Origin of the sequence: Nocardioides humilatus, assembly GCF_008373755.1 — a bacterium.
Lineage (GTDB): Bacteria > Actinomycetota > Actinomycetes > Propionibacteriales > Nocardioidaceae > Nocardioides > Nocardioides humilatus.
This window is the reverse complement of the sequence record NZ_VUJV01000007.1, coordinates 162,916-184,689: the sequence shown is the minus strand read 5'-3', so window position 1 is coordinate 184,689 and position 21,774 is coordinate 162,916. Positions and strand designations below refer to the sequence as shown.

Here is a 21,774-nt window from a genome sequence, read left to right as displayed (position 1 = left end):
CATTCTGGCCGCTAACCCCTTTGTCATGCGGCACCCCCTGTGGGTGACACTGAGCGGGTGACGTCGATCGCCGAACTGCTCGTGGACCCGGTCGAGGCCAGCGCGATGAAGGCGCTCGGCCATACCGACGCGGCAGTGTTGGTACCGCTCTTCACGGACGCCGCGGGCGACTGGAACGTCGCGTTCACCGAGCGGAACCGCGACCTGAGGAAGCACGCCGGCGAGATCTCCTTCCCTGGCGGGCGACGCGATCCGGGCGAGACACTCCTCGACACTGCGCTCCGCGAGGCGGAGGAAGAGGTCGGCCTGCCCCGCATGGAGGTCGAGATCGTCGGCGCCCTGGCCCCGGTCGGGACCTTCGTGACCGGATACCGCGTCTATCCCTTCGTCGCTGTGATCAACGCCGGATTCGACTGGCGGCCGCAGCGGACCGAGGTCGCGAACGTGATCGAGCTGTCCCTGAAGGACCTGCGCCGAGGCCGACGCCTGCGGCCCCTCCTTGGCAAGGGCTTGCCGGTCCCGACCATCACCTTCCAGGTCGACGGTCACCTGATCTGGGGAGCGACCGCGCGCATGGTCGACCAGCTGTTACGTCGCGTCGCACCGATTCTCTGACGGGTCTGTGGACAAGTCGGATTCGCCAGGGGGTTGTGTCGGTGCCATCTGATGTCGTTGGAACATCAGGTAGGGCAGGATCTCGGGGGGCTGGTCGTGGTTGCAGCATCGTTGTCGCCGTCGCACCCGTTGGTGGCGTGCGCGGAGACGATCTGCGACCTGCTCGATGAGGTTCGCGAGGTGCAGCCGCTCTACATGAGCCCTGACGACCAGGCTGCCGCGTTGTTGAAGCTCGAGGAGGCCAAGCGCCGGCTGAACGAGGCGGAGCTTCGGGTGATGGCTGCTGCGGGTGACCTTGCTGCGCGGGACGGTGCTCGTGACATCGCGGCGTGGTTGGCGTTCCGCACCCAGGCCGAGTCCGGGCCCATGCGGGCGGATCAGAAGCTCGCTGTGGCTGTGGACGGTAAGTGGCGCAAAGTCGCAGAAGGTATGGTTGCCGGTGACGTTTCAGTCGAGCAGGCCCGGGTGATCGTGCACGGCCTGGAGGCGCTGCCCGACCGGGTCGGCGCCGACATCGTCGCGTCCGCTGAGGAGATGTTGGTCGGGTTCGCCAAGGAGCTCACCCCCCACCAGCTCCGCCGCGCGGCCCTGCACATCCTCGACCACGTCGCCCCAGAGATCGCCGAAGCCGAAGCCGCCCGACGGCTGGAGCGGGAGGAGCAGCAGGCCCGGATCAAGACCGCGCTGCGCACCAAACGCCTCGGGGACGGCATGTCCCGGACCACGATCACCCACCCCGACGCCTCCCAGGACCGACTGTTGACCTATGTGGAGTCGTTCGCCTCGCCGCGCAAGGACCCCGACACCCTGGTCGGGGAGGAAGACCGCATCCCCTACCCCCAGCGGATGGGGCAGGCCTTCGACGCGCTCCTGGAGCACCTCGACCCGAGCAAGCTGCCCGAGCACGGCGGGGATGCAACCACGGTCTTGGTCACCATCAGTCTGGAATCGCTGCAAGCCGAGCTCGGCACCGGCACCCTGCTGGACGGCCACGCCGGTAGCGGCGAGCTGTCGGCCACCGCGATCCGCCGAATGGCCTGCACCGCCAAGATCATCCCCGTCGTCCTCGGAGGCGCCGGCGAGATCCTCGACGTCGGCCGCGCCAAACGCCTCCACAGCCCCGCGATGCGCAAAGCCATGCGACTACGCGACCGAGGCTGCCGCGCCGAGGGCTGCACCATTCCCGCCCGCTGGTGCGAGGCCCACCACGACCACCCCTGGGGCACCGGCGGATCCACGAACCTCGACGACGGCCGGCTCTACTGCCCCTGGCACCACCACCTCGCCCACAACCCCACCTACACCGCCGAACTCCTCCCCAACGGCGACGTCCGCTTCACCCGCCGCAGATAGACCGGCGAGCAAGCATCATCAGTTGGGGATGCCGCAACTGGGCATCGGTTGCGCTCCCCCGGCGTCGACGATCGCGGCTGCCCAGCGACCGACACAGCGGAGCTCCACCGCGTAGTAGCCCAGGTGCGCGGCGAAGACCGCACCCGGCGTAGCCCCGCACACGACGTCGCCGTCGTGGCAGACCGAGATGATCCGGTCCTCGGCACCCTCGGGCAGGTCGCTCCCAGCAAGGAGCTTCGTATAGATGCCCGGATTCGCGGGATCCGCGCCGCCCGCATGCAATGCGCCGTCAGCAGCGTTGCGCTCCGGGTCCGAGACCAGCACGGCGGCCGCGATGTCGTCGACACCCTGCAGGGACAGGTAGCGGTGGATGACCTGGGCGCCTTGGGAGTAACCGGCGAGCACGATCTGCTGCGGATCCTCAGCACACCGAACCCGCTCCGCCTCGATGAACTGCGTCAGCGCATCGACGCCGCCCCAGAAGCTGCTGGTGTAGTCGTCCGACAGCAGGGTCGCGATGCTCGGCGTACCTCCGCCGGCCCGGTAGCGAAGCGCCCACGGGGTGACCTCGCCGGCGTAGTTGTCCTCGAAGCCCTGCTCGACCAGCCACATGCTGGCGAATCCGATGTCCGGGGTCGGGTACTCACTGTCGTCCAACCCGGGCTGGGGCAGCTGGCCTGACCCGCGCACACCGATGAAGAGCACGTCCTTGCACTCGGCAGGAGCGGCGGTCGAGGTCGGGGCCGAGCGCTCAGGAACCTCCGGCACCGCCCAACCTCCGGCGGGCGTGGCGTCGATCCAGGTCCCGTTGAGCGGGGTAGCGGTGCCGGTCCAGTCGACCCCGGTCGCGTCGACGTACGTCGCTCTACCGAGGATCCCCGTGGCCGAGTCGAGGATGGCGCCGCGGATCTCGGCGGCTGATCCGTCCGCGACGTCGAGGGCGACCGTCGCGTAGCGGAGCGTGGTCCCCGCGAGCCGGGCGCGACCGCCGGCCTGGACCTTGATGCCGTACCAGTCCCGCGCTGCCGGTGCGGTGGCGTCGGCGTCGCCGTTGGTGTCGCCGCCGATCGCGTCGTCCTTCAACGAGGTGAGCTGCACGGGCGAGGCTTCGGTGCCGTCGACCTGCAACGTGCCGCCAACGGCGAGCCATGAGCTCGTCGGTGCCTTGACGACCGCGCCGGGCTCGATGGTCAAGGTCGCGTCGGGCAGGACCGTCACGTTGCAGGTCAGCCGGTGCACGGACGAGGACAACCAGGTCGTGTCGACCTTGATCGAGCCGCAATGGCCGACCACCGCGGGAGACTCCCCCGCTGGGCTCAGCGGTTCCGCGATCTTCAGCCTGGCGCTGGCGGTCATCACGGCCTTCGCTCCACCGGCCGCCGCGGCGAGAGCCCGGTAGGTGACGGTGCCAGGCTCTGCAGTCGCGATCGGGAACGATGCCTCACCGTCCGCGGACTCGACGCCGGTCGCGATCGGTTGCCAACCGAGGGCTCCGGCATAGACCTGGAGCGTGACGGCCCGGCCGGCGCGGCTCGGACTGAAGCGTGCCGTCGCGGTGACGACCTCCCCGCCGCCCGACATGGTCGGCAGGTCCAGCGTGCCGGACTGGGGCAGCGCGAGGACCTCGGCAGTCGGGCTGACCGCCATGGAGTACGTCGTTCCTGCCACCACGGTCCGAGGAGCAACCGCCCGGTAGGTCGTGGTGGCGCGGAGCTTCGAGACGATGCTGAAGCCGCCCTCCAGGTCGGTGAGCGTCGATGCCTCCTGCGTCCAGGACGTGCCGGCCCAGCGCTGGAGCAGCACGCGGCGTTGCACGCCCGGCGTGATCAGCCCGGACAGGGTCAGCGACTCGCCCGCGATCGCAGCGGACGGAGTCGTCACCAACGAGGGGTCGCCGACCGGCTCCGCGCTGCTGGCGGGACCGGGCGAGAAGCCCACGACGAGCGCGGCGACGACCGCGCACGCAAACGAACGAAGGGCCACAGGGGCCTCATCGGCGCAGGCGCCGCCCTCCTGAGCCGTTTTGCTTAGACGCCTAAGCGCTCAGGCGCCGTAGACCGGGTCCGGCGTCGGCGCCTCGTCGATGAGCTTGCGAAGGGCGCTGCCGACCTCGGTGGCGGCCCAACGACCCTCGGCGGTCGCGGCGTGGCCGTGGGCCCAGCCGGTCTCGAGCGTCAGCTGCGAGCCGTCGATCTCGATGACCCGACCGGTGACGTCGCCGGCTTCCTCGGAGGCCAGCCACGCGACGATCGGCGAGTTGTCCTCCGGCAGCGCCATCTCGGAGGTGTCGAAGGCGCCCTCGGTCATCCTGGTCTTGGCGACGGGAGCGATCGCGTTGACGGTCACGCCGACCCGGCCGAGCTCGGCCGCAGCGACGAGGGTCATGGTCGCGATCCCGCCCTTGGCGGCGGAGTAGGCGACCTGGCCGATCGAGCCCTGCAGGCCGGCGCCGGAGGTCGTGTTGATGACCCGTGCGACCCGCTGCCGGCCCTCCTTGGACTCCGCGCGCCAGTAGGCCGCGGCGTGGCGCAGCGGCGCGAAGTGGCCCTTGAGGTGCACCCGGATGACGGCGTCCCACTCGTCCTCGGTGGCGTTGACGAGCATCCGATCCCGCACGAAGCCGGCGTTGTTGACGAGGATGTCGAGGCCGCCGAAGGTGTCGATCGCCTGCTGCACCATCGCGGCAGCCTGCTCGAAGTCGGCGACGTCGGCGCCGTTGACGACGGCCTCGCCGCCCATCGCCTCGATCTCGGCGACGACCTCGTGGGCCGGCGAGTCGGTCTTCTCGCCGTTGTTGGAGACGCCGAAATCGTTGACGACGACCTTGGCGCCATGGCGGGCGAGCTCCAGCGCGTGCGCGCGTCCGATCCCACGTCCGGCACCGGTCACGATCGCGACGCGACCCTCCAACAGCTTGCTCACTTGGTCTCTCCCTTGAGGTGGTTCTGCGAAACGTAGAGGAACACCGGCTGCTCGCCGCCGCCGTGGCAGGCGACGGTCGCACCGGAGACATAGGAGGCGAGGTCGCTCGCCAGGAATGCGGCGACGCCGCCGATCTCCCGCGTGTCAGCCATCCGGCCGAGCGGGATCGTGCGCTCGATCTCGGCCACCGTGGCGTCGCCGCCGTAGTGGTCGGCGGAGTCGGGCGTGCGCACCAGCCCCACGTCGATCGCGTTGACGCGCACTCGCGGACCCCACTCCTGGGCCAGCGACGTGGTCAGCGCATCGAGACCGGCCTTCGCGGCGCCGTACGCCGCTGTGCCGGGCGAGGGCCGGTTGGCCGACACCGAGGAGATGTTGACGATCGAGCCGCCGCTCTCCTGGGTCTGCATGACGCGGTTGGCCGCCTGGCTCACGAGCAGGCTCGAGGTCAGGTTGAGGCCGATGATCTTGTCGTGGAAGCGCGGGGAGGCATCGGCTGCCAGGGCGTACGGCGCTCCCCCGGCGTTGTTGACGACCAGGTCGAGGCGGCCGTGGTCGGCGACGATCGCAGCGACCAGAGCGTCGACCGAGTCGGCGTCCCGCACGTCGCAGAGCAGGTGGGTCGCACCCGCCGGCGGCTCGGCCTCCGATCGCCCGCACGTGACCACCGTCGCGCCCGCTTCGAGGAGCACCTCGGAGATGCCGCGCCCGATGCCCCGCGCCCCGCCGGTCACGAGGGCGACCCGGCCGGTCAGGTCGATGTTCAACGCCATGCCGTCACCCTACCAAGCAAATGCTTGGTAGGGTGCATTCCATGACAGTCACCAGTGAGCTGCGCGATGACGGGATCCGCGTCATCACCATGAACGCTCCCCCGGTCAACGCGCTCACGGTCCAGGGCTGGTTCGACGTGGCCGCCGCCCTCGACGAGGCGAGCGCCGACCTCGACACGAAGGTCGTGATCCTTCGGGCGGAGGGCAAGGGCTACAACGCCGGCGTCGACATCAAGGAGATGCAGCACACCACCGGGTTCGACGCGCTCATCGGTGCCAACAAGGGCTGCTACGCCGCCTTCAAGGCCGTCTACGAGTGCGCGGTCCCCGTGATCGCCGCGGTCAACGGCTTCTGCGTCGGCGGCGGCGTCGGCCTGGTCGGCAACGCCGACATCGTGGTCGCCAGCGACGACGCCTACTTCGGTGTGCCCGAGGTCAAGCAGGGCGCGCTCGGTGCCGCCACCCACATGGCCCGGCTGGTCCCCCAGCAGATGATGCGCGCGCTCTACTTCACCGCCGCAACCATCCCGGCGACCGAGCTGCACCGCTTCGGCTCGGTCTACCGACTCGCCCCGCGCGAGCAGCTGCTCGACGTCGCCCTCGAGGTCGCAGCCAACATCGCCGACAAGGACACCCGGGTGATCCGCGCGGCCAAGGAGGCGCTCAACGGGATCGAGCCCGTGGACGTCAACAAGAGCTATCGGTTCGAGCAGGGATTCACCTTCGAGCTCAACCTCATGGGCGTGTCCGACGAGCTCCGCGATGACTTCGCGGGAACGGAGAAGAGCAAGAAGTGAGCAAGCCCCGCACCAAGATCATGACGATCGACGAGGTCGTCGCCCAGCTCTCCGACGGCATGACCATCGGCATCGGCGGCTGGGGTCCACGGCGCAAGCCGATGGCGTTGGTCCGCGCGATCCTGCGCTCGGACCTCCAGGACCTGACCATCGTGAGCTGGGGCGGCGCCGACGTCGGCCTGCTCGCCCGCGCAGGCAAGGTCAAGAAGCTCGTCTACGCCTTCGTGTCACTCGACTCCATCCCGCTCGAGCCGAACTTCCAGAAGGCTCGCCAGGAGAAGTCGATCCCCGAGGTCGTCGAGCTCGACGAGGGCATGTTCCAGACCGGCCTGTACGCCGCGGCGCAGCGACTCCCCTTCCTGCCGATGCGCGCAGGCCTCGGGTCCGACGTACTCGTCAACAACCCCGGCATCAAGACCGTCACCTCGCCGTACACCGATGAGAACGGTGACTACGAGGAGCTGACCGCCGTACCTGCGCTCAAGCTCGACGTCGCCCTGGTGCACATGAACCGCGCCGACGCGCACGGCAACGCCACCTATCTCGGTCCGGACCCCTATTTCGACGACCTCTTCGTGCAGGCGGCGGACAAGGCGTTCGTGACCTGCGAGCAGATCGTCGACACCGCGGGCCTGACCGTCGACACCGCTGTCCAGCGGCTCCTCATCAGCCGGATGAGCGTGACGGGCGTCGTCGAGACGCCCAACGGCGCGCACTTCACGACGTGCACGCCCGACTACGAGCGCGACGAGAAGTTCCAGAAGGCCTACGCCACCGCGGCTGGTGGGTCCGACGAGGATTGGGCCGCGTTCGAGGAGCGCTTCCTCAGCGGCGACGAAGCCGCCTACCAAGCCGCCGTCGCTGCGTTCCAGGAGGAGCAGGCATGAGTGAGTTCTCCCGCGCAGAGGTCTGCGCCGCCGCCATCGCCGACGCGTTCAAGGACGACGGCGAGATCTTCGCGAGCCCGATGGGGATGCTCCCCATGCTGGGTGTCCGGCTCGCGAAGCTGACATCGAACCCCGACCTGGTCATCTCCGACGGCGAGTCGCTCTTCCTCGGAGGAGTGCCGCCGCTCTTCGCGAAGGCCGACGTGGTCGAGGGCTGGATCCCGTTCCGCCGCGTCTTCGACGTGGTCGCCTACGGCAAGCGCCACGTGATGATGGGCGCGACCCAGGTGGACAAGCACGGCAACCAGAACATCTCCGCGATCGGCGACTTCGCCCAGCCCACGCGTCAGCTCCTCGGCTCGCGCGGAGCGCCGGGCAACACGGTCAACAACCGGACCTCCTACTGGGTGCCGCGCCACTCCACGAAGGTCTTCGTCGAGCAGGTCGACATCGTCTCCGGCGTCGGACCGGCGCGCGCCAAGGCGGCCGGACCGGGTGCGTCGAAGTACAACGACATCCACCGGATCGTCTCCAACCTCGGCGTCTTCGACGTCTTGGGCGACGGCGACACCGTGCGGCTCCTGTCGCTCCACCCCGGGGTGTCGGTCGACGAGGTCGTCGCAGCCACCGGCTTCGCGCTGGACATCCCGGCCGACGTCCCGGTCACCCGCGAGCCCACCGAGTCGGAGCTGATGATCATCCGCAACGTGCTCGACCCGAAGAACCTGCGCGACCGCGAGGTTCCGCCGGTGGAGGTTTCCAAGTGATCGAGCAGCTGCTCACAACCCCGCTGACCGAGCTCGCCGGGATCCAGCACCCCGTCGTCCAGACCGGCATGGGCTGGGTCGCCGGCCCGCGCCTGGTCTCCGGCACCGCCAACGCAGGCGGCCTCGGCATCCTCGCCTCCGCGACGATGACCCTCGCGGAGCTCGAGAAGGCGATCGTCGAGGTCAAGGGCCGCACCGACAAGCCGTTCGGCGTCAACCTGCGGGCCGACGCCGGCGATGCGGGCGACCGTTGCCAGCTGCTCATCGACCACGGCGTGAAGGTCGCGTCCTTCGCGCTCGCGCCGAAGCCGGAGCTGATCGCCAAGCTCAAGGAGCACGACATCGTCGTGATCCCGAGCATCGGCGCCCCCAAGCACGCCAAGAAGGTCGCCTCCTGGGGCGCCGACGCGGTGATGATCCAGGGCGGCGAGGGCGGCGGCCACACCGGCAACGTGCCGACCACGCTGCTGCTCCCGACGGTGCTCGACGCCGTCGACATCCCGGTGATCGCCGCCGGCGGCTTCTTCGACGGCCGCGGTCTCGCCGCTGCGCTCTCGTACGGCGCCGCCGGGGTCGGCATGGGCACCCGCTTCCTGCTCACGCAGGACAGCCGCGTCCCCGACGCCGTCAAGCAGCGCTACCTCGACGCCGACCTCAACGGCACCGTCGTCACCGCCAAGGTCGACGGCATGCCGCATCGGATGCTCAAGACCGACCTGGTCGACTCCGTCGAGGAGTCGAGCCTCGTACGGCGACTGGGGCCCACCACCCGACGCACCCTCGCCTTCAAGAAGATGAGCGGGATGTCGTGGCGTGAGCTGATCAAGGACGGCCAGGCCATGAAGCACGGCCAGGACCGCACCTGGACCCAGCTCGTCCTCGCGGCCAACACCCCGATGATGCTCAAGGCGGGCCTGGTCGAGGGCGATCCGACTGCTGGCGTACTCGCCTCGGGACAGGTCGTCGGCGTCATCGACGACCTGCCCACCTGCGAGGAGCTCATCGACCGGGTGGTCACGCAGGCCGCGGCCGAGCTCAAGCGGACCGCGACCTACCTCGTCTGATCGCTACAGCGACTTCTGGTAGGCGAGCTCCCGGCCCATGATGCGATAGCCGAGCAGCTCGTTGACGCCGATCATGTGGTCGTTGGACTCGGCGTTGAAGGTGTCGATGGTCTCGACCTGCGGCTCGACCTCGTCGATCCACCGGACCATCTCAGCCTTCAGCAGCAGGCCGAGCCGGTGACCGCGGTGCGACGACACCACTGAGGTGTCGTGCTGGTCGCCGACCTCCGGGCGTTCCGAGTCGACGACGACGACCGTCTGCCCGGCGAGCTGTCCCGACGGCAGGTGCCGTGCGACGACGCGATAGGCCCGCTCCTTGCGGAAGGCGCACGCGTCCTCGTAGGCCTTCATCCGCTCAGCACTGAACACCTCGTCCTCGATGTCGAGGTCGTCGTGAGGAGCGTCGTTGATGGCCGAGGCCATCTCAGCGAACTCGGCGAGCTCGTTGTCAGGCGTGGGCAGGGGCCGGCGCTCGAGGACGTAGTCGGGAGCAGCGGCGAGCGCTTCGTCGTACTGCTTCTGGAGCTCGGTGCGGTCGACGTCGGCGAGGTACTGCCGGCGGTTGATCGCGCGGCTCTTCTCCTCGAAGCCGTGCTGGGCCGCGAACGCACGCACGGCGTCGGACTCCCAGCCCCCGGCGCCGACACTGGTGCGGCCGGCCTTGCGCGCCTCCTCCTCGAGGTGAGTCAGGATCTGCGTGCCGTAGCCACGGCGACGGTGGTCGGGATGCACGATCACGCCGAGCCAGGCGAGGTGGAGGTTGTCGAGCTCGCTGATCGCGAGCGCACCGCCGCCGACCGTCTCACCGTCGACCGTCGCGAGGAACGGCACCGAGGGCTCGCCGTCCCAGCCGACGCGGAAGCGTGCCTCGACCCTGAGCAGGCTGACGTCGGGCTCCCACGGTGAGTCCTCGCGCTGGACCGCGTTGGTCAGCTCGCGCCACTCCTTGAGCTCGGCCACGTCGTCGGGACCGAATCGTGTGATCTGCATGACGATCATGGAATCCCGGCAGCGCCGAATGCGCCACTGGATTACTGCCGCCCTACCCTGGAGCAGTGAGCCAGCAGTCGTCGTCCGCGCCCCGTCGCCGGCACCTGATGGACCCCAACGCGCCGCGCAAGGTCGCCGACCCGCAAGACCTCGAGCGCCTGCACCGCGTGCAGCGGCGGGTCATCTCCGTGCTGATCATGACGACGCTCATCCACCTGACCGTCGGACTCATCCTCGCCGCCGACCTCGTCGACGACGACCGGCTCGACGCGCAGCTCGGCCTGATCATCCTCGGCGCCCTGTTCTTCGTGATGGGCATCGCGTCGGTGCGCGCGATCAACAAGAAGCCGCTCGCCACCTGGTGGATCCTCACCGCCCTGATCCCCACCGCCCTCGGCGTGTGGTGGGTCGTCCTGCGCTGAAGCCCTAGCTCGACACGTCAGGGTCCGGCGCGAGCACGACGCGCTCGCGGACGGCTCGGTAGCCGAGAGCCGCCAGCCGCGCGATCCCGTCACGGTCGGCCAGGCCGGCGAGGACCAGTACGTCGGTCGCGGTGCTTGCGGCCTGCTCGCTCGCGGCCGCCAGGACGGCGGTCTCGATCCGGGGATCACCACTCGGCGCGTAGACCGCGCTCACCCTCGTCATCCCGTGCAGCACCCGGGTCCAACCCGCCATCGCTCGAGGCTCGCCGTCGACCTCCCACAGCACGATGCGACCGTCGGCGAGCGGGTCGTCGACGACGTACTCGCGGTCGCTCGTGTCACCGGGGCTGGCGGCCATCAGGTCGTCGAACCATCCGTCGAGCAGTGCCTTGTCGCTCGGCTGTGCGGTGCGTGGCTCCCCCGGCGGCAACGGCTGCGGGCGCAGCGCGTCGAGGCGATGGATGACCAGGCGGTGCCGGGGCGCGAGGTGGATGCCCTGGCGCTCCCACGCCTCCAGGACGTCATCAACGCTGGTGACGTCGCAGCCGACGCCCTGCCGGGCATCGAGTACGTCGACCAGTCCCGCCGCCGCTGCAGCCGGCATCGGCGTCAGGATCGGTGGGTGGCGTGGGGCGCGCAGGAAGGCTCCATCGACGGCACCGCTGCCGTCGGTCCACCAGCCGTAGGACTGGTCGGCCTCCGGCTGGGGCCGGCGGGACAGGTAGTCCGCCTCGGTCAGCAGAGGCGTGTGCTCGACGGGCCGGGTCGAGAGGAAGTCGCTGGCCGCGGCGACGAACTCGGCGATGTCGGACGTCGTCGACCAGGGCACGACTTGATCATCTCAGCCCACGAACGCCAGCGCGGACGTACGATCCGGATCTGCGACCGAAAGGTAAAGAGATGCTCCGAGGACAGACTGCGGTCGCGATCGCCATTGCCGCCGCCTGCGCACTGGTGGTGCCGGCCTCCCCGGCCGCAGCCGAGCCCGTCATCGACGGGGAGGTCTCCATCGGGGGCTATGCCTACGGTGGACCGAGTGCCACGTGCGGCTTCGCCCAGAACCCGCACAACGATGGTGAGTCGAAGACCCTGACGTCGACGAGCGGCCGACGTACGGCCCGTGGCGAGGCCAGGTTCAACGCGACCGACGGCAGCGGCGAGATCAGCGCGCACGGACGCTACGAGTCCACGGCCTCGGGCATTGCTGCGTTCGACGGGGAGAGCTTCGAGCGCCTGGCCTACAACGCGGAGCACTTCGTCCGGCTGGCCAACGACAAGCGGTCCGACTGCGGGATGCGGATGTTCTCGGTGTCTCTCGCCAGCGTCAACTTCGTGTCCGACCGCGGCGGGCGGGTGCACCTCGAGTGGGACCGATCGGCAGGAGGAACGCTCGAGTGGCTCCGGGTCGCGAGCAACGGTGATCGCGTCTACGAACGGGTCCGCCCCGACGCCCGGCACGGTGACGTCACGTTCCGGCTGCGCAGAGGCGTCCAGTACTCCGTCAGCCTCAACTTCACGACGAGGCTTCGCGAGCGGTCGGTCCCGGTGGGCGAGGACCTGATGAAGACCTCGCACGTCCGGGTGGTCGCCGAGTACGTCAGCTGACGCCTGGACTCAGGCCGCGTGCTTGACCGGTTCGCTCCAGTTGATCCGGCGGGCCACCAGGTCAGCAGCGCTGTCTGCGGCCTGTTCGACGCGCTTCCTCGCGGCCTCCCCCGCCAGGTATGCGACGGCGAACGACCGGCCCGCGACGTATCCGAAAGCGAAGCTGCCGATGAGGATGACCGGCAGGTCTTTGTGGACGTGGTGGCTCATGGCTGCCCCCTTCCTTCTCGTCGGAATCCGACGATGGCTGTGCACTTCTCCATCGGCAGAACCCCACGCAGGATGAGCAGACGCCCGTAGGAATGGGCGATCTAGCGATCCGCCGCCTCTTCGATCTCGCACGGACGTCCGGCCTCAAGATGCACGTGGAGCCGAACCTCTCCCTCCACCTCGTAGTCGCCCCTGCACTTGTCGGTCACGCGGTCGAGGGATCCGCAGTTGCCACCACAAGGGCGAAGTCCGGCGCGAAGCGTGTAGGTGCCGGGCGTCAGGCCGTCCCAGATCCACATGTCACGGCGCTGGCGGGTCGGCCGCACGGTCGTCCCATCGGCCGACTCCACGACGATGTCCGGCACGGCGCCCTCGATGTACATGACGTCGCCGATGGTCTGCCGTGTCGTGATCGTCAGGCTGGTCCCGCGTTCGGTCTCGCGCTGCTCGTCACGCTCGTCGTTCTCATGAGCGCATCCGGCCAACGAGAGAACCGCCACGAGCGCCAGGAGCATGGCGCCGTTCGTCCTCGGGGGCTTCATGGGGACATCCTCCGGCAAACGCCGGGCCCTCAGCCCAACCGCTCGATGATCGTCACGTTGGCCTGGCCACCGCCCTCGCACATGGTCTGCAAGGCGTAGCGGCCGCCGGTGCGCTCGAGCTCGTTGAGCATCGTGGACATGATGCGGGTGCCGGTGGCACCGATCGGGTGGCCCAGCGCAATGCCGCCGCCGTTGACGTTGACCTTGTCGAGCGGGATTCCGAGCTCGTCGGACCAGGCGAGGACGACGGAGGCGAAGGCCTCGTTGCACTCGAAGAGGTCGATGTCGTCGACGGACATGCCGGTCTTCTCCAGCGCGTGCCGGGTCGCCCGGATCGGGCCGGTGAGCATCCAGATCGGGTCGTCGCCGCGGACGGAGAGGTGGTGGATGCGGGCACGCGGGGTGAGGCCGTGGGTCTTCACGGCTGCCTCGGAGGCGATCAGCATGGCCGAGGAACCGTCGCAGATCTGCGAGGCGACACCGGCGGTGATCCGGCCTCCGGGCGCGAGGGTCTGCAGCTCGGCCATCTTCTCCAGCGACGTCTCCCGAGGGCACTCGTCGGTGGTGAAGACGGTGCCGTCGGCGAGGGTCACCGGGGCGATCTCGTTGTCGAAGCGGCCTTCGGCGATCGCGGTCTTGGCGCGGGTGTGCGAGGCGAGCGCGAACTCCTCCATCCGCTCCCGGCTGATGTTCCACTTCTCGGCGATCATCTCGGCGGAGTTGAACTGCGACACCTCGACGTCGCCGTAGCGCTTCACCCAACCGGGCGACTCGGCGAAGGGCGTCGTGAAGCCGTACTGGTCGGCCACCAGCATGGCGGCCGAGATCGGGATGGCCGACATGTTCTGCAGGCCGCCGGCGACCACCAGGTCCTGGGTGCCGGACATGACGCCCTGCGCGGCGAAGTGCACGGCCTGCTGCGACGACCCGCACTGGCGGTCGATGGTCACGCCGGGCACGTGGTCGGGAAGACCGGCGACCAGCCACGCCGTACGGGCGACGTCGCCGGCCTGCGAGCCGATCGTGTCGCAGCACCCCATGATCACGTCGTCGACGGCACCCGGGTCGACGCCCGTGCGGTCCATCAGGGCCGACAAGACGTGGGCGCCGAGGTCGGCGGAGTGCATGCTCGCGAGCGAGCCGCGGCGCTTGCCGACGGGCGTGCGGACGGCGTCGACGATGAATGCCTGGTTGTTCTGCTGGCTCATGAGGAGATCCCATCGAGGAGAATGCGGACGTACTGGTCGGCGACCTCGGTGTGGTCGTGCTGACCGCCGGGGCGGTACCAACGCACGGCGACCCACACGGTGTCGCGGATGAAGCGGTAGGTGAGGGTCACGTCGAGGTCGGGGCGGAGCGCGCCGGTGCGCACGCCTTCCTCCAGCAGCGTGAGCCAGACCTGCCGGGACTGGGTGTTGCGGTCGGCGAGGTAGCCGAACCGCTCGAAGGTCACGAGATAGTCGGCGTCGTTCTGGTAGATCGCCACCTCGGGCCCGTGCTCCTCGATGGCCTCGAACGACACCCGGACGGCGCGCTCGAGCTTGGAGCGCGCGTTGTCGTCGCTCGCGAGGATGTCGTCGTATTGCGCGAACAGCGCCTCCTGGAAGGTCGACAAGATCTCGTCGACCATCGACTCCTTGGAGTCGAAGTGGTGGTAGAGGCTGCCGGACAGGATGCCCGCGGCGTCGGCGATGTCGCGCACCGTCGTGTTGCGGAAGCCCTTCTCGGCGAAGAGCTGCGCGGCGATCGTGAGCAGCTGCTCGCGACGGCTCGGCTCGTTCTTGGCCTCAGGCGTGCTGACTGCTGACACTGATCACCTCACCGGTCAGGTACGACGAGTAGCCGCTCGCCAAGAAGACCATCACGTTGGCAACCTCCCACGGAGCGGCGGCGCGCCCGAAGGCCTCCCGCTGCTTGAGCTCCTCGAGCAGCTCGGGCGAGGTCACCTTCTCCAGGAACGGGTGCATTGCGAGGCTCGGCGAGACCGCGTTGACGCGGATGCCGTGCGGCGCGAGGTCGATGGCGGAGCAGCGGGTCAGCGCCATCACCCCGGCCTTGGCTGCGGCGTAGTGGGCCTGGCCCTCCTGCGCCCGCCAACCGATGACCGAGGCGTTGTTGATGATGACGCCCTTCTTGCCCGCAGCGACCATCCGGTTGCCCGCGGCACGGACGCAGCGGAACGTGCCGGTCAGCGTGATGTCGAGGACCCTCGACCACTCGTCGTCGGTCATGTCGAGCACGCTCGCGGTGCCGCCGAGGCCGGCGTTGTTGATCATGATGTCGACGCCGCCGAACTCCTCGGCCGCGTCGAGCAGAGCCCCGACCTGCGCCTCGTCGGTGACATCGCAGACCAGCTGGCGGACCCGGTCGGCTCCGAACTCGGCACCGAGCGCCTCCTCGGCTTCCTTCAGGCGACGCTCGTGGGTGTCGCTGAAGACGACCGCCTTGGCGCCCTCCTCCAGCACCCGCTTCACCACGGAGGCACCGATGCCGGCTCCCGCGGCAGCGGTCACGACGACCACCTTGTCCTTGAGCAGGCCGTGGCCCGGCACGTAGTCGGGGGTCGGCTGCTCAGCGCGCGTCGTGGTCATTCAGGCTCCCTTGGGTTCACGCGGAAGGCCGAGCACACGCTCGGCGAGGATGTTCTTCTGGACCTCGTCGCTGCCGCCGTAGATCGTGTCGGAGCGGGAGAAGAGGAAGAGCCGCTGGTGCTCGTCGAGCTCGTACGCGCCCCCTGAATCGGAACGGGTGCCGCGGGTCAGCAGGCCGGCCGGGCCTGCGACGTCCATCGCGACCTCGCCCAGCTTGCGGTGCCAGTTGGCCCACGCCAGCTTGAAGATCGAGCCCGCTCCCCCGCCGGCGGCGGAGTCCTGACCGCCCTCGACCAGGGCGAGCGCGCGCAGCGCGAAGCTGCGGATCGCGCTCAGCTCGACCTTGAGCTGCGCGAGCCGGTCGCGGACGACCGGGTCGTCGATGCTGCCGTTGGTCTTGGCGCGGGCGATGACCGTCTCCAGCTCGCGGGCGAAGCCGACGGTCTGGCCCAGCGTCGACACACCGCGCTCGAAGCCGAGCAGGCCCATCGCGACGCCCCAGCCCTTGCCGGGCTCGCCGACGACGAGGTCGGCGGCCGTGCGGGCGCCGGTGAAGAAGACCTCGTTGAACTCCGAGCCGCTCGTGAGCTGCTCGATGGGCCGGATCTCCACGCCCTCCTGCTCGAGCGGGACGAGGAGGAAGGAGAGACCGTGGTGACGGCTTGATCCCGGCTCGGTGCGCGCGATGACGAAGCACCAGTCGGAGACGTGGGCGTTGGAGGTCCATACCTTCTGGCCGTCGATGACCCACTGGTCGCCGTCGAGGCGCGCCTTCGTCTGCACGTTGGCCAGGTCGGAGCCGGCGTTGGGCTCGGAGTAGCCCTGCGCCCACAGCTCGGTGACCTCGCGGATCGGCGGGAGGAAGCGCCGCTTCTGCTCGTCGGAGCCGAAGGCGATGAGCGTCGGACCGAGCAGCGTCTCGCCGAGGTGGTTGACGTCGTGGGGAGCGTCGGCGCGGGCATATTCCTCGTGGAAGATCACCTGCTGCCACAGCGACAGGCCGCGGCCGCCGTACTCCTCCGGCCAGCCGACGCAGGTCCAGCGGTGCTCGGCGAGCAGCTGGTTCCAGGCCAGCCGCTCCTCGAACGCCTCGTGGTCGCGCCCGGGACCGCCCAGGCCGCTCAGCTCGCGCCACTCGCCGACCAGGTGGTCGCCCAGCCAGGTGCGCACCTCGTCGCGGAAGGCGCGGTCCTCGGCGCTCTCGGTCAGGTCCATGTCGTCACCATACCAAGCAAATGCTTGGTAGGGTGTTGTCGTGGACACGATTCCGGCGATCCTGCGCGCTGCCGCGGAGAGGTACGGCGACCAGCCTGCCTTCGTCGAGGGCAACCGCACCGTCACCTATGCCCAGCTGCTCGGGGAGGTCCGCGAGCTGGCCCGGCGCTACATCGGCCACGGCCTCGCCGCCGGCGAGCGGGTGGTCGTGTGGGGTCCCAACAGCATCGAGTGGGTCATCGCCGCGCTGGCGACGACCTACGCAGGCGCGACCCTGATCCCCGCCAACTCCCGCTACACCGGGCACGAGGTCGCCGAGCTGATCGACCGCACCGGTGCGACGACCGTCATGGTCGCCGACGGGTTCCTCGGCCGGAAGCAGTTCGAGGAGCTGCGCGCGGCGAGCGAGATCGCCTCCGTGCGCGTGCTCGGCAACCTGGCCACCCTGTCACTCGACCACCGCGGCGAGGAGCGCCACGTCCGCGAGGCGACCGTGGAGGAGACCGAGGCCCGTGCCGACGCGGTCACCCCCGACGACGTCGCCGACATCCTCTTCACCTCCGGCACGACCGGTCGTCCGAAGGGCGCGATGAGCGCCCACCGCCAGAGCATCGGGGTCGCTCGCGCCTGGGCCGAGTTGGGCGGCGTCACGCCTGATGACCGCTACCTCGTGATCAACCCGTTCTTCCACTCCTTCGGCTACAAGATCGGCATCATCGTCGGCCTGCTGACGGGCGCGACGCTCTACCCGCTCGCGACCTTCGACCTCGACGAGACGATGCGGATCATCGAGACCGAGCGGATCACCCTGCTGCCCGGTGCCCCCACGATCTACCAGTCGCTGCTGTCCGCGCCGGGCCGCGAGGAGCGCGATCTCTCGTCGCTGCGGCTCGCGGTGACGGGCGCGGCCGTCGTACCTGTCGTGCTCATCGAGCGGATGCGTGACGAGCTGGCCATCGACCACGTCGTCACCGCCTTCGGCATGACCGAGGCAGTCGTCGTGACGATGTGCCGCGAGGACGACTCCGCCGAGATCGTCGCCACCACCTGCGGCCGTGCCGTCCCCGGCATGGAGATCCGCATCGACGGCCCGGCCGGCGAGGCGGGCGAACTGCTGGTCAAGGGCGACTACGTGATGCTCGGCTACCTCGACGACCCGGCGGCGACCGCCGAGGCGATCGACGCGGACGGCTGGCTGCACACCGGCGACGTCGGGGTCATGGACGAGCGGGGCAACCTCCGGATCACCGACCGGCTCAAGGACATGTACATCTCCGGCGGTTTCAACGTCTATCCCGCCGAGGTCGAGCAGGCGCTCATGCGGATGGACGGCGTCAACGACGTGGCCGTCGTCGGCGTTCCCGACGAGCGGATGGGCGAGATCGGCAAGGCCTACGTCGTCGGCTCTGCCGCCGAGGCGGACGTCATCGCGTTCGCCAAGGAGCGGCTGGCCAACTTCAAGGTGCCCCGCCTCGTCGAGCACGTCGACGTGCTCCCCCGCAACCTGTCCGGCAAGGTCCTGAAGAATGAGTTGAGGAACTAGTGGATCTGCAACTGACCGAGAGCGAGCTCGCCTTCCAGGCCGAGGCCCGCGCCTGGCTGGCCGCCAACGTGCCGAGCGAGCCGCTCCCCTCGATGGACACCGCGGAGGGCTGGCGGCTCCACCAGGAGTGGGAGGCCAAGCTCACCGCCGACCGTTGGTCGGTCGTGTCATGGCCGAAGGACTATCACGGCCGCGAGGCGTCGCTCATCGAGTGGGTGATCTTCGAGGAGGAGTACTACCGCGCCGGCGCCCCTGGCCGCGTCTCTCAGAACGGCATCTTCCTGCTCGCGCCGATCATCTTCGACCACGGCACCAAGGAGCAGCAGGACCGCTTCTTGCCGACCATGGCGTCCGGCGAGAAGGTCTGGGCCCAATGCTGGTCCGAGCCCGAGGCCGGGTCCGACCTCGCCTCGCTCAAGTCGACCGCCCGTCGTGACGACGAGCGTGGTGGCTGGGTGCTCAACGGCCAGAAGATCTGGTGCTCGCGCGCTTCCTATGCCCACTGGGGCTTCGGGCTCTTCCGGAGCGACCCCAGCGCCCAGAAGCACGCCGGGCTGACCTACTTCCTGTTCCCGATGGACGCGGAGGGCATCACGGTCCGGCCGATCGCGCAGCTCGACGGCGAAGCCGGTTTCGCCGAGGTCTTCTACGACGACGTCTTCGTCCCCGACTCCGACGTGCTGGGCGCGCCGGGCGACGGCTGGCGCGTGGCCATGAGTACGGCGGGCAACGAGCGCGGGCTCTCCCTGCGCTCCCCCGGCCGCTTCTGCGCGGCTGCTGACCGCCTCGTCGACCTCTATCGCGAGCGCCCCGACGCCCGCGTGGGCGACCGCGTCGTCGACGCCTGGCTGAAGGCCGAGGCCTATCGGGTCTACACCTGGGGCACCGTCTCCCGCCTCGCCGAGGGCGGCGAGATGGGGGCCGCCGGCTCGGTCAACAAGGTGTGGTGGAGCGAGCTCGACATCGCGCTCCACGAGACCGCGCTCGACCTGCTCGGCCCCGACGCCGAGCTCGAGTCACGCTGGCTCGACGGCTACACGTTCGCGCTCTCGGGCCCGATCTACGCCGGCACCAACGAGATCCAGCGCAACATCATCGCCGAGCGCATCCTCGGCCTGCCCCGCGAGCCCAAGGGAGCCCAGCGATGAACTTCGAGCTCACCGACGAGCAGCGCGCCTTCGCCGACTCGCTCGACAGCCTGCTCTCCTCGGCCGACACGGCTCTGGTCGCCCGCGCCTGGGCCGAGGGCGACCACGCCCCCGGACTCAAGCTATGGGAGCGCCTCGCCGAGCAGGGCCTGACCATGCTCGCCACCGAGGCCACTCCGGTCGAGGTCTGCCTCGCCTTCGAGGCGCTCGGTCGCCACGCCGTCCCCGGCCCTTGGGTCGAGGCCGCCGCCTACCTCCCGACCGCGCTCGGGGTCGAGGTGGAGGGCATCGCCACGGTCGCCGTACCTCCGCACGCGCCGCGCGCCCTCGACGCCGACGTCGCCGACACCGTCTACCTCGCCGGCCCCGACGGGCTCACCGAGGCCACCGTGGGCGAGAAGCACGGCTCGGTCGACCTCGCCCGCCACCTGTTCGATGTCGAGGCCGGCGGCACCGCTCCCGAGGACGCCGCCTTCGATCTCGCCGTCCTCGCGACTGCTGCGCAGCTGCTGGGAGCGGGCGAGCGCGTCCTGGCCGACTCGGTGACCTACGTGAAGCAGCGCCGCCAGTTCGGCCGGGAGATCGGCAGCTACCAGGCGATCAAGCACCAGCTGGCCGACGTACGCATCGCGCTCGACTTCGCCCGCCCGCTCGTCTACGGCGCGGCGCTCGACCCGACCCCGCGCGCCGTGTCGGCGGCCAAGGTGATGTGCGGCGACGCCGCCTACCTCGCCTCCCGCACCGGCCTCCAGGTCCACGGGGCGATCGGCTACACCCAGGAGTTCGACCTCAGCATCTGGATCAACAAGATCCGCGCTCTGGTCACCGCTTGGGGCACGCCCGCCTTCCACCGGGCGCGCATCCTCGACTCGCTCGTGGAGGCGTGACGTGGACTTCGCGCTGAGCGAGGAGCAGACCGAGCTCGCCACCACGGTCCGGGCGGTGCTGACGAAGCAGGCCGACTCCGCCTCCGTACGCGCGGCCGTCGAGTCCGACACCGGCTACGACGCCGCGCTGTGGTCGACGCTGTGCGAGCAGGTCGGCGTCGCCGCCCTCGCCATCCCTGAGGAGTACGACGGCTTCGGCGCCACCTTCTTCGAGACGGCGGTCGTGCTCGAAGAGCTGGGCCGCTCGCTCGCCCCGGCTCCCCTGCTCGCGTCGGTGATCGCCGCCGAGGCGCTGCTGGCCGGTGGCACTGAGGACGCGAAGTCCCGCCTGCTCCCCCGCATCGCCGCCGGCGAGATCGCCACGATCGCCCTCGGTGACGGCCCGGTGCTCGACGCCGACCACGCCACGATCGTGCTGGCCATCGTTGGGGACGACCTCGTCGAGCTCACGGGCGCCTCCGCGACCTGGTCGGAGTCGATGGACCAGACGATCCGTCTCGGGTCGCTCGACCGCTCTGCTGCCACCGTTGTCGTCATCGGCGACGGCGTCGCCGCCCGGGCCCGGGCTGAGCTCGTCGGCGCCGCCTCAGCCGCGGTCCTCGCCGTCGGCCTGTGCGACCGCGCCCTGCAGATGACCGTCGACTACAGCAAGGAGCGCGTCCAGTTCGGCCGCGCGATCGGTTCGTTCCAGGCGCTCAAGCACCGGATGGCCGACATGCTCGCCCGCGTGGAGATCAGCCGTTCGGCCTCCTGGGCCGCCGCCTACGCGCTCGCCACCGGCGCCGACGACGCCGAGGAGCTCACCCGCACCGCCGCGTCGTACTCCCTCGAGTCCGCCGCCCACCTGGCCGGTGAGTGCATCCAGCTGCACGGCGGCATCGCGATCACCTGGGAGCACGACGCCCACCTGGTCTTCAAGCGTGCCCATGCGCTCGGCGTGCTGTTCGGTGCCCCCCACCAGCAGCGGGCGCTCGTCGAGCTCTGAGCGAAGCGCTGCGCACCCTCAGTGGTGTCTAGGCTGGGACAGTCATCCCCAGCACGAAACGAGGTCGCTGTGCCCGCCAGCCGTTCCGCCCGACAGAGGAAGGCCGGCGTCGAGGCAGGAGCACTGGCCGTCGTCCGCATCGACGTGGGCTCCGACGACTCCTATGTCTACAAGATTTCGTGCACGCACTGTGAGGTCGCGCGGCCCGGGACCGGCACCCGCGCCTGGAGCACACGCCGGTCGGGAGAGGACAACGGCTACATGGCCGCGATGGATCGATGGATCTTTCACCTCACGTCCCAGCACCCCGATGCTGACGCCCCGTGTCTGACCTACCTGTCTGAGGCCCGCGCACGTCTCCAAGAGCGACGCGACGTCCGGGGCTGAGGAACTTGCCCTGCCGCTGAGGACAGCGGCCAAATCTGATCGAGCGTCAACGCAACCGGTGGTTCCCCGCC

The 21,774-nt window shown here is 69.7% G+C and carries 24 protein-coding genes; 13 read left to right on the top strand and 11 right to left on the bottom strand.

The window, feature by feature from the left end; genetic code table 11:
- The first annotated feature begins 57 nt into the window (after positions 1-57).
- Complete coding sequence (locus tag F0U44_RS19345; RefSeq protein WP_246160664.1) at positions 58-615, top strand: NUDIX hydrolase; 558 nt, start codon at positions 58-60, stop codon at positions 613-615.
- 96 nt (positions 616-711) lie between these two features.
- Positions 712-1,968, top strand: a complete 1,257-nt coding sequence (locus F0U44_RS19340) for a DUF222 domain-containing protein (protein WP_188113568.1) — start codon at positions 712-714, stop codon at positions 1,966-1,968.
- 18 nt (positions 1,969-1,986) lie between these two features.
- On the opposite strand, the gene F0U44_RS19335 is transcribed toward F0U44_RS19340, so the two are convergent.
- Genes F0U44_RS19335 through F0U44_RS19325 form a run of 3 tightly spaced genes read right to left on the bottom strand, consistent with a single transcriptional unit; the run spans position 1,987 to position 5,663 of the window.
- On the bottom strand, positions 1,987-3,951 hold the full coding sequence (locus F0U44_RS19335) for a cutinase family protein (RefSeq protein ID WP_149730006.1): 1,965 nt from the start codon (positions 3,949-3,951) through the stop codon (positions 1,987-1,989).
- 60 nt (positions 3,952-4,011) lie between these two features.
- Positions 4,012-4,890 carry an SDR family oxidoreductase gene (locus tag F0U44_RS19330; RefSeq protein ID WP_149730005.1) on the bottom strand — a complete coding sequence of 293 codons (879 nt, stop codon included), beginning with the start codon at positions 4,888-4,890 and terminating at the stop codon, positions 4,012-4,014.
- A complete protein-coding gene (locus tag F0U44_RS19325; protein ID WP_149730004.1) occupies positions 4,887-5,663 on the bottom strand; it encodes an SDR family oxidoreductase in 777 nt (258 codons plus the stop codon). The genes F0U44_RS19330 and F0U44_RS19325 overlap by 4 nt, the downstream gene beginning before the upstream one ends.
- Positions 5,664-5,704: 41 nt before the next feature.
- Here F0U44_RS19325 and F0U44_RS19320 point away from each other — a divergent pair, with 41 nt between their 5' ends.
- Genes F0U44_RS19320 through F0U44_RS19305 form a run of 4 tightly spaced genes read left to right on the top strand, consistent with a single transcriptional unit; the run spans position 5,705 to position 9,178 of the window.
- The gene (locus tag F0U44_RS19320; protein ID WP_149730003.1) at positions 5,705-6,460 is read left to right on the top strand and encodes an enoyl-CoA hydratase family protein; all 756 of its coding nucleotides are present in this window, start codon (positions 5,705-5,707) and stop codon (positions 6,458-6,460) included.
- Positions 6,457-7,347: a CoA transferase subunit A gene (locus F0U44_RS19315; protein ID WP_246160663.1), complete on the top strand. Its 891-nt coding sequence runs from the start codon at positions 6,457-6,459 to the stop codon at positions 7,345-7,347. The genes F0U44_RS19320 and F0U44_RS19315 overlap by 4 nt, the downstream gene beginning before the upstream one ends.
- Positions 7,344-8,114 (top strand): CoA-transferase subunit beta, encoded by a 771-nt coding sequence (locus tag F0U44_RS19310; protein ID WP_149730002.1) that lies wholly within the window; start codon positions 7,344-7,346, stop codon positions 8,112-8,114. Before F0U44_RS19315 ends, F0U44_RS19310 begins: the two co-directional genes overlap by 4 nt.
- Positions 8,111-9,178, top strand: a complete 1,068-nt coding sequence (locus F0U44_RS19305; protein WP_149730001.1) for an NAD(P)H-dependent flavin oxidoreductase — start codon at positions 8,111-8,113, stop codon at positions 9,176-9,178. Before F0U44_RS19310 ends, F0U44_RS19305 begins: the two co-directional genes overlap by 4 nt.
- A gap of 3 nt (positions 9,179-9,181) precedes the next feature.
- On the opposite strand, the gene F0U44_RS19300 is transcribed toward F0U44_RS19305, so the two are convergent.
- A complete protein-coding gene (locus tag F0U44_RS19300; RefSeq protein ID WP_188113567.1) occupies positions 9,182-10,168 on the bottom strand; it encodes a GNAT family N-acetyltransferase in 987 nt (328 codons plus the stop codon).
- Between the two features lie 65 nt (positions 10,169-10,233).
- Here F0U44_RS19300 and F0U44_RS19295 point away from each other — a divergent pair, with 65 nt between their 5' ends.
- Positions 10,234-10,590 carry a hypothetical protein gene (locus tag F0U44_RS19295; protein ID WP_149729999.1) on the top strand — a complete coding sequence of 119 codons (357 nt, stop codon included), beginning with the start codon at positions 10,234-10,236 and terminating at the stop codon, positions 10,588-10,590.
- Positions 10,591-10,594: 4 nt separating this feature from the next.
- Here F0U44_RS19295 and F0U44_RS19290 read toward each other — a convergent pair whose 3' ends face one another.
- Entirely contained in the window at positions 10,595-11,419 is an 825-nt protein-coding gene (locus F0U44_RS19290; RefSeq protein ID WP_149729998.1) for a hypothetical protein, read from the bottom strand.
- Positions 11,420-11,490: 71 nt separating this feature from the next.
- Between F0U44_RS19290 and F0U44_RS19285 the strand changes: the two genes are divergently transcribed.
- Positions 11,491-12,195: a hypothetical protein gene (locus tag F0U44_RS19285; protein ID WP_149729997.1), complete on the top strand. Its 705-nt coding sequence runs from the start codon at positions 11,491-11,493 to the stop codon at positions 12,193-12,195.
- Between the two features lie 9 nt (positions 12,196-12,204).
- On the opposite strand, the gene F0U44_RS19280 is transcribed toward F0U44_RS19285, so the two are convergent.
- The 6 genes from F0U44_RS19280 to F0U44_RS19255 form a co-directional block, all read right to left on the bottom strand.
- On the bottom strand, positions 12,205-12,405 hold the full coding sequence (locus F0U44_RS19280) for a hypothetical protein (protein ID WP_149729996.1): 201 nt from the start codon (positions 12,403-12,405) through the stop codon (positions 12,205-12,207).
- Between the two features lie 101 nt (positions 12,406-12,506).
- Positions 12,507-12,947 (bottom strand): hypothetical protein, encoded by a 441-nt coding sequence (locus F0U44_RS19275; protein WP_149729995.1) that lies wholly within the window; start codon positions 12,945-12,947, stop codon positions 12,507-12,509.
- Positions 12,948-12,976: 29 nt separating this feature from the next.
- Positions 12,977-14,155 (bottom strand): acetyl-CoA C-acetyltransferase, encoded by a 1,179-nt coding sequence (locus tag F0U44_RS19270; protein ID WP_149729994.1) that lies wholly within the window; start codon positions 14,153-14,155, stop codon positions 12,977-12,979.
- Positions 14,152-14,757 carry a TetR/AcrR family transcriptional regulator gene (locus tag F0U44_RS19265; protein ID WP_149729993.1) on the bottom strand — a complete coding sequence of 202 codons (606 nt, stop codon included), beginning with the start codon at positions 14,755-14,757 and terminating at the stop codon, positions 14,152-14,154. The genes F0U44_RS19270 and F0U44_RS19265 overlap by 4 nt, the downstream gene beginning before the upstream one ends.
- On the bottom strand, positions 14,735-15,538 hold the full coding sequence (locus tag F0U44_RS19260) for an SDR family oxidoreductase (protein WP_149729992.1): 804 nt from the start codon (positions 15,536-15,538) through the stop codon (positions 14,735-14,737). Before F0U44_RS19260 ends, F0U44_RS19265 begins: the two co-directional genes overlap by 23 nt.
- Positions 15,539-16,753 (bottom strand): acyl-CoA dehydrogenase family protein, encoded by a 1,215-nt coding sequence (locus F0U44_RS19255; protein WP_149729991.1) that lies wholly within the window; start codon positions 16,751-16,753, stop codon positions 15,539-15,541.
- A gap of 40 nt (positions 16,754-16,793) precedes the next feature.
- Here F0U44_RS19255 and F0U44_RS19250 point away from each other — a divergent pair, with 40 nt between their 5' ends.
- The 5 genes from F0U44_RS19250 (at position 16,794) to F0U44_RS19230 (ending at position 21,703) form a co-directional block, all read left to right on the top strand.
- On the top strand, positions 16,794-18,296 hold the full coding sequence (locus F0U44_RS19250; protein ID WP_149729990.1) for a FadD3 family acyl-CoA ligase: 1,503 nt from the start codon (positions 16,794-16,796) through the stop codon (positions 18,294-18,296).
- Complete coding sequence (locus tag F0U44_RS19245) at positions 18,296-19,444, top strand: acyl-CoA dehydrogenase family protein (RefSeq protein WP_149729989.1); 1,149 nt, start codon at positions 18,296-18,298, stop codon at positions 19,442-19,444. Before F0U44_RS19250 ends, F0U44_RS19245 begins: the two co-directional genes overlap by 1 nt.
- Positions 19,441-20,331: an acyl-CoA dehydrogenase family protein gene (locus tag F0U44_RS19240; protein ID WP_149729988.1), complete on the top strand. Its 891-nt coding sequence runs from the start codon at positions 19,441-19,443 to the stop codon at positions 20,329-20,331. Before F0U44_RS19245 ends, F0U44_RS19240 begins: the two co-directional genes overlap by 4 nt.
- Position 20,332: 1 nt before the next feature.
- Complete coding sequence (locus F0U44_RS19235) at positions 20,333-21,316, top strand: acyl-CoA dehydrogenase family protein (RefSeq protein WP_149729987.1); 984 nt, start codon at positions 20,333-20,335, stop codon at positions 21,314-21,316.
- A gap of 69 nt (positions 21,317-21,385) precedes the next feature.
- Positions 21,386-21,703 (top strand): hypothetical protein, encoded by a 318-nt coding sequence (locus F0U44_RS19230; RefSeq protein ID WP_149729986.1) that lies wholly within the window; start codon positions 21,386-21,388, stop codon positions 21,701-21,703.
- Positions 21,704-21,774 lie beyond the last annotated feature (71 nt).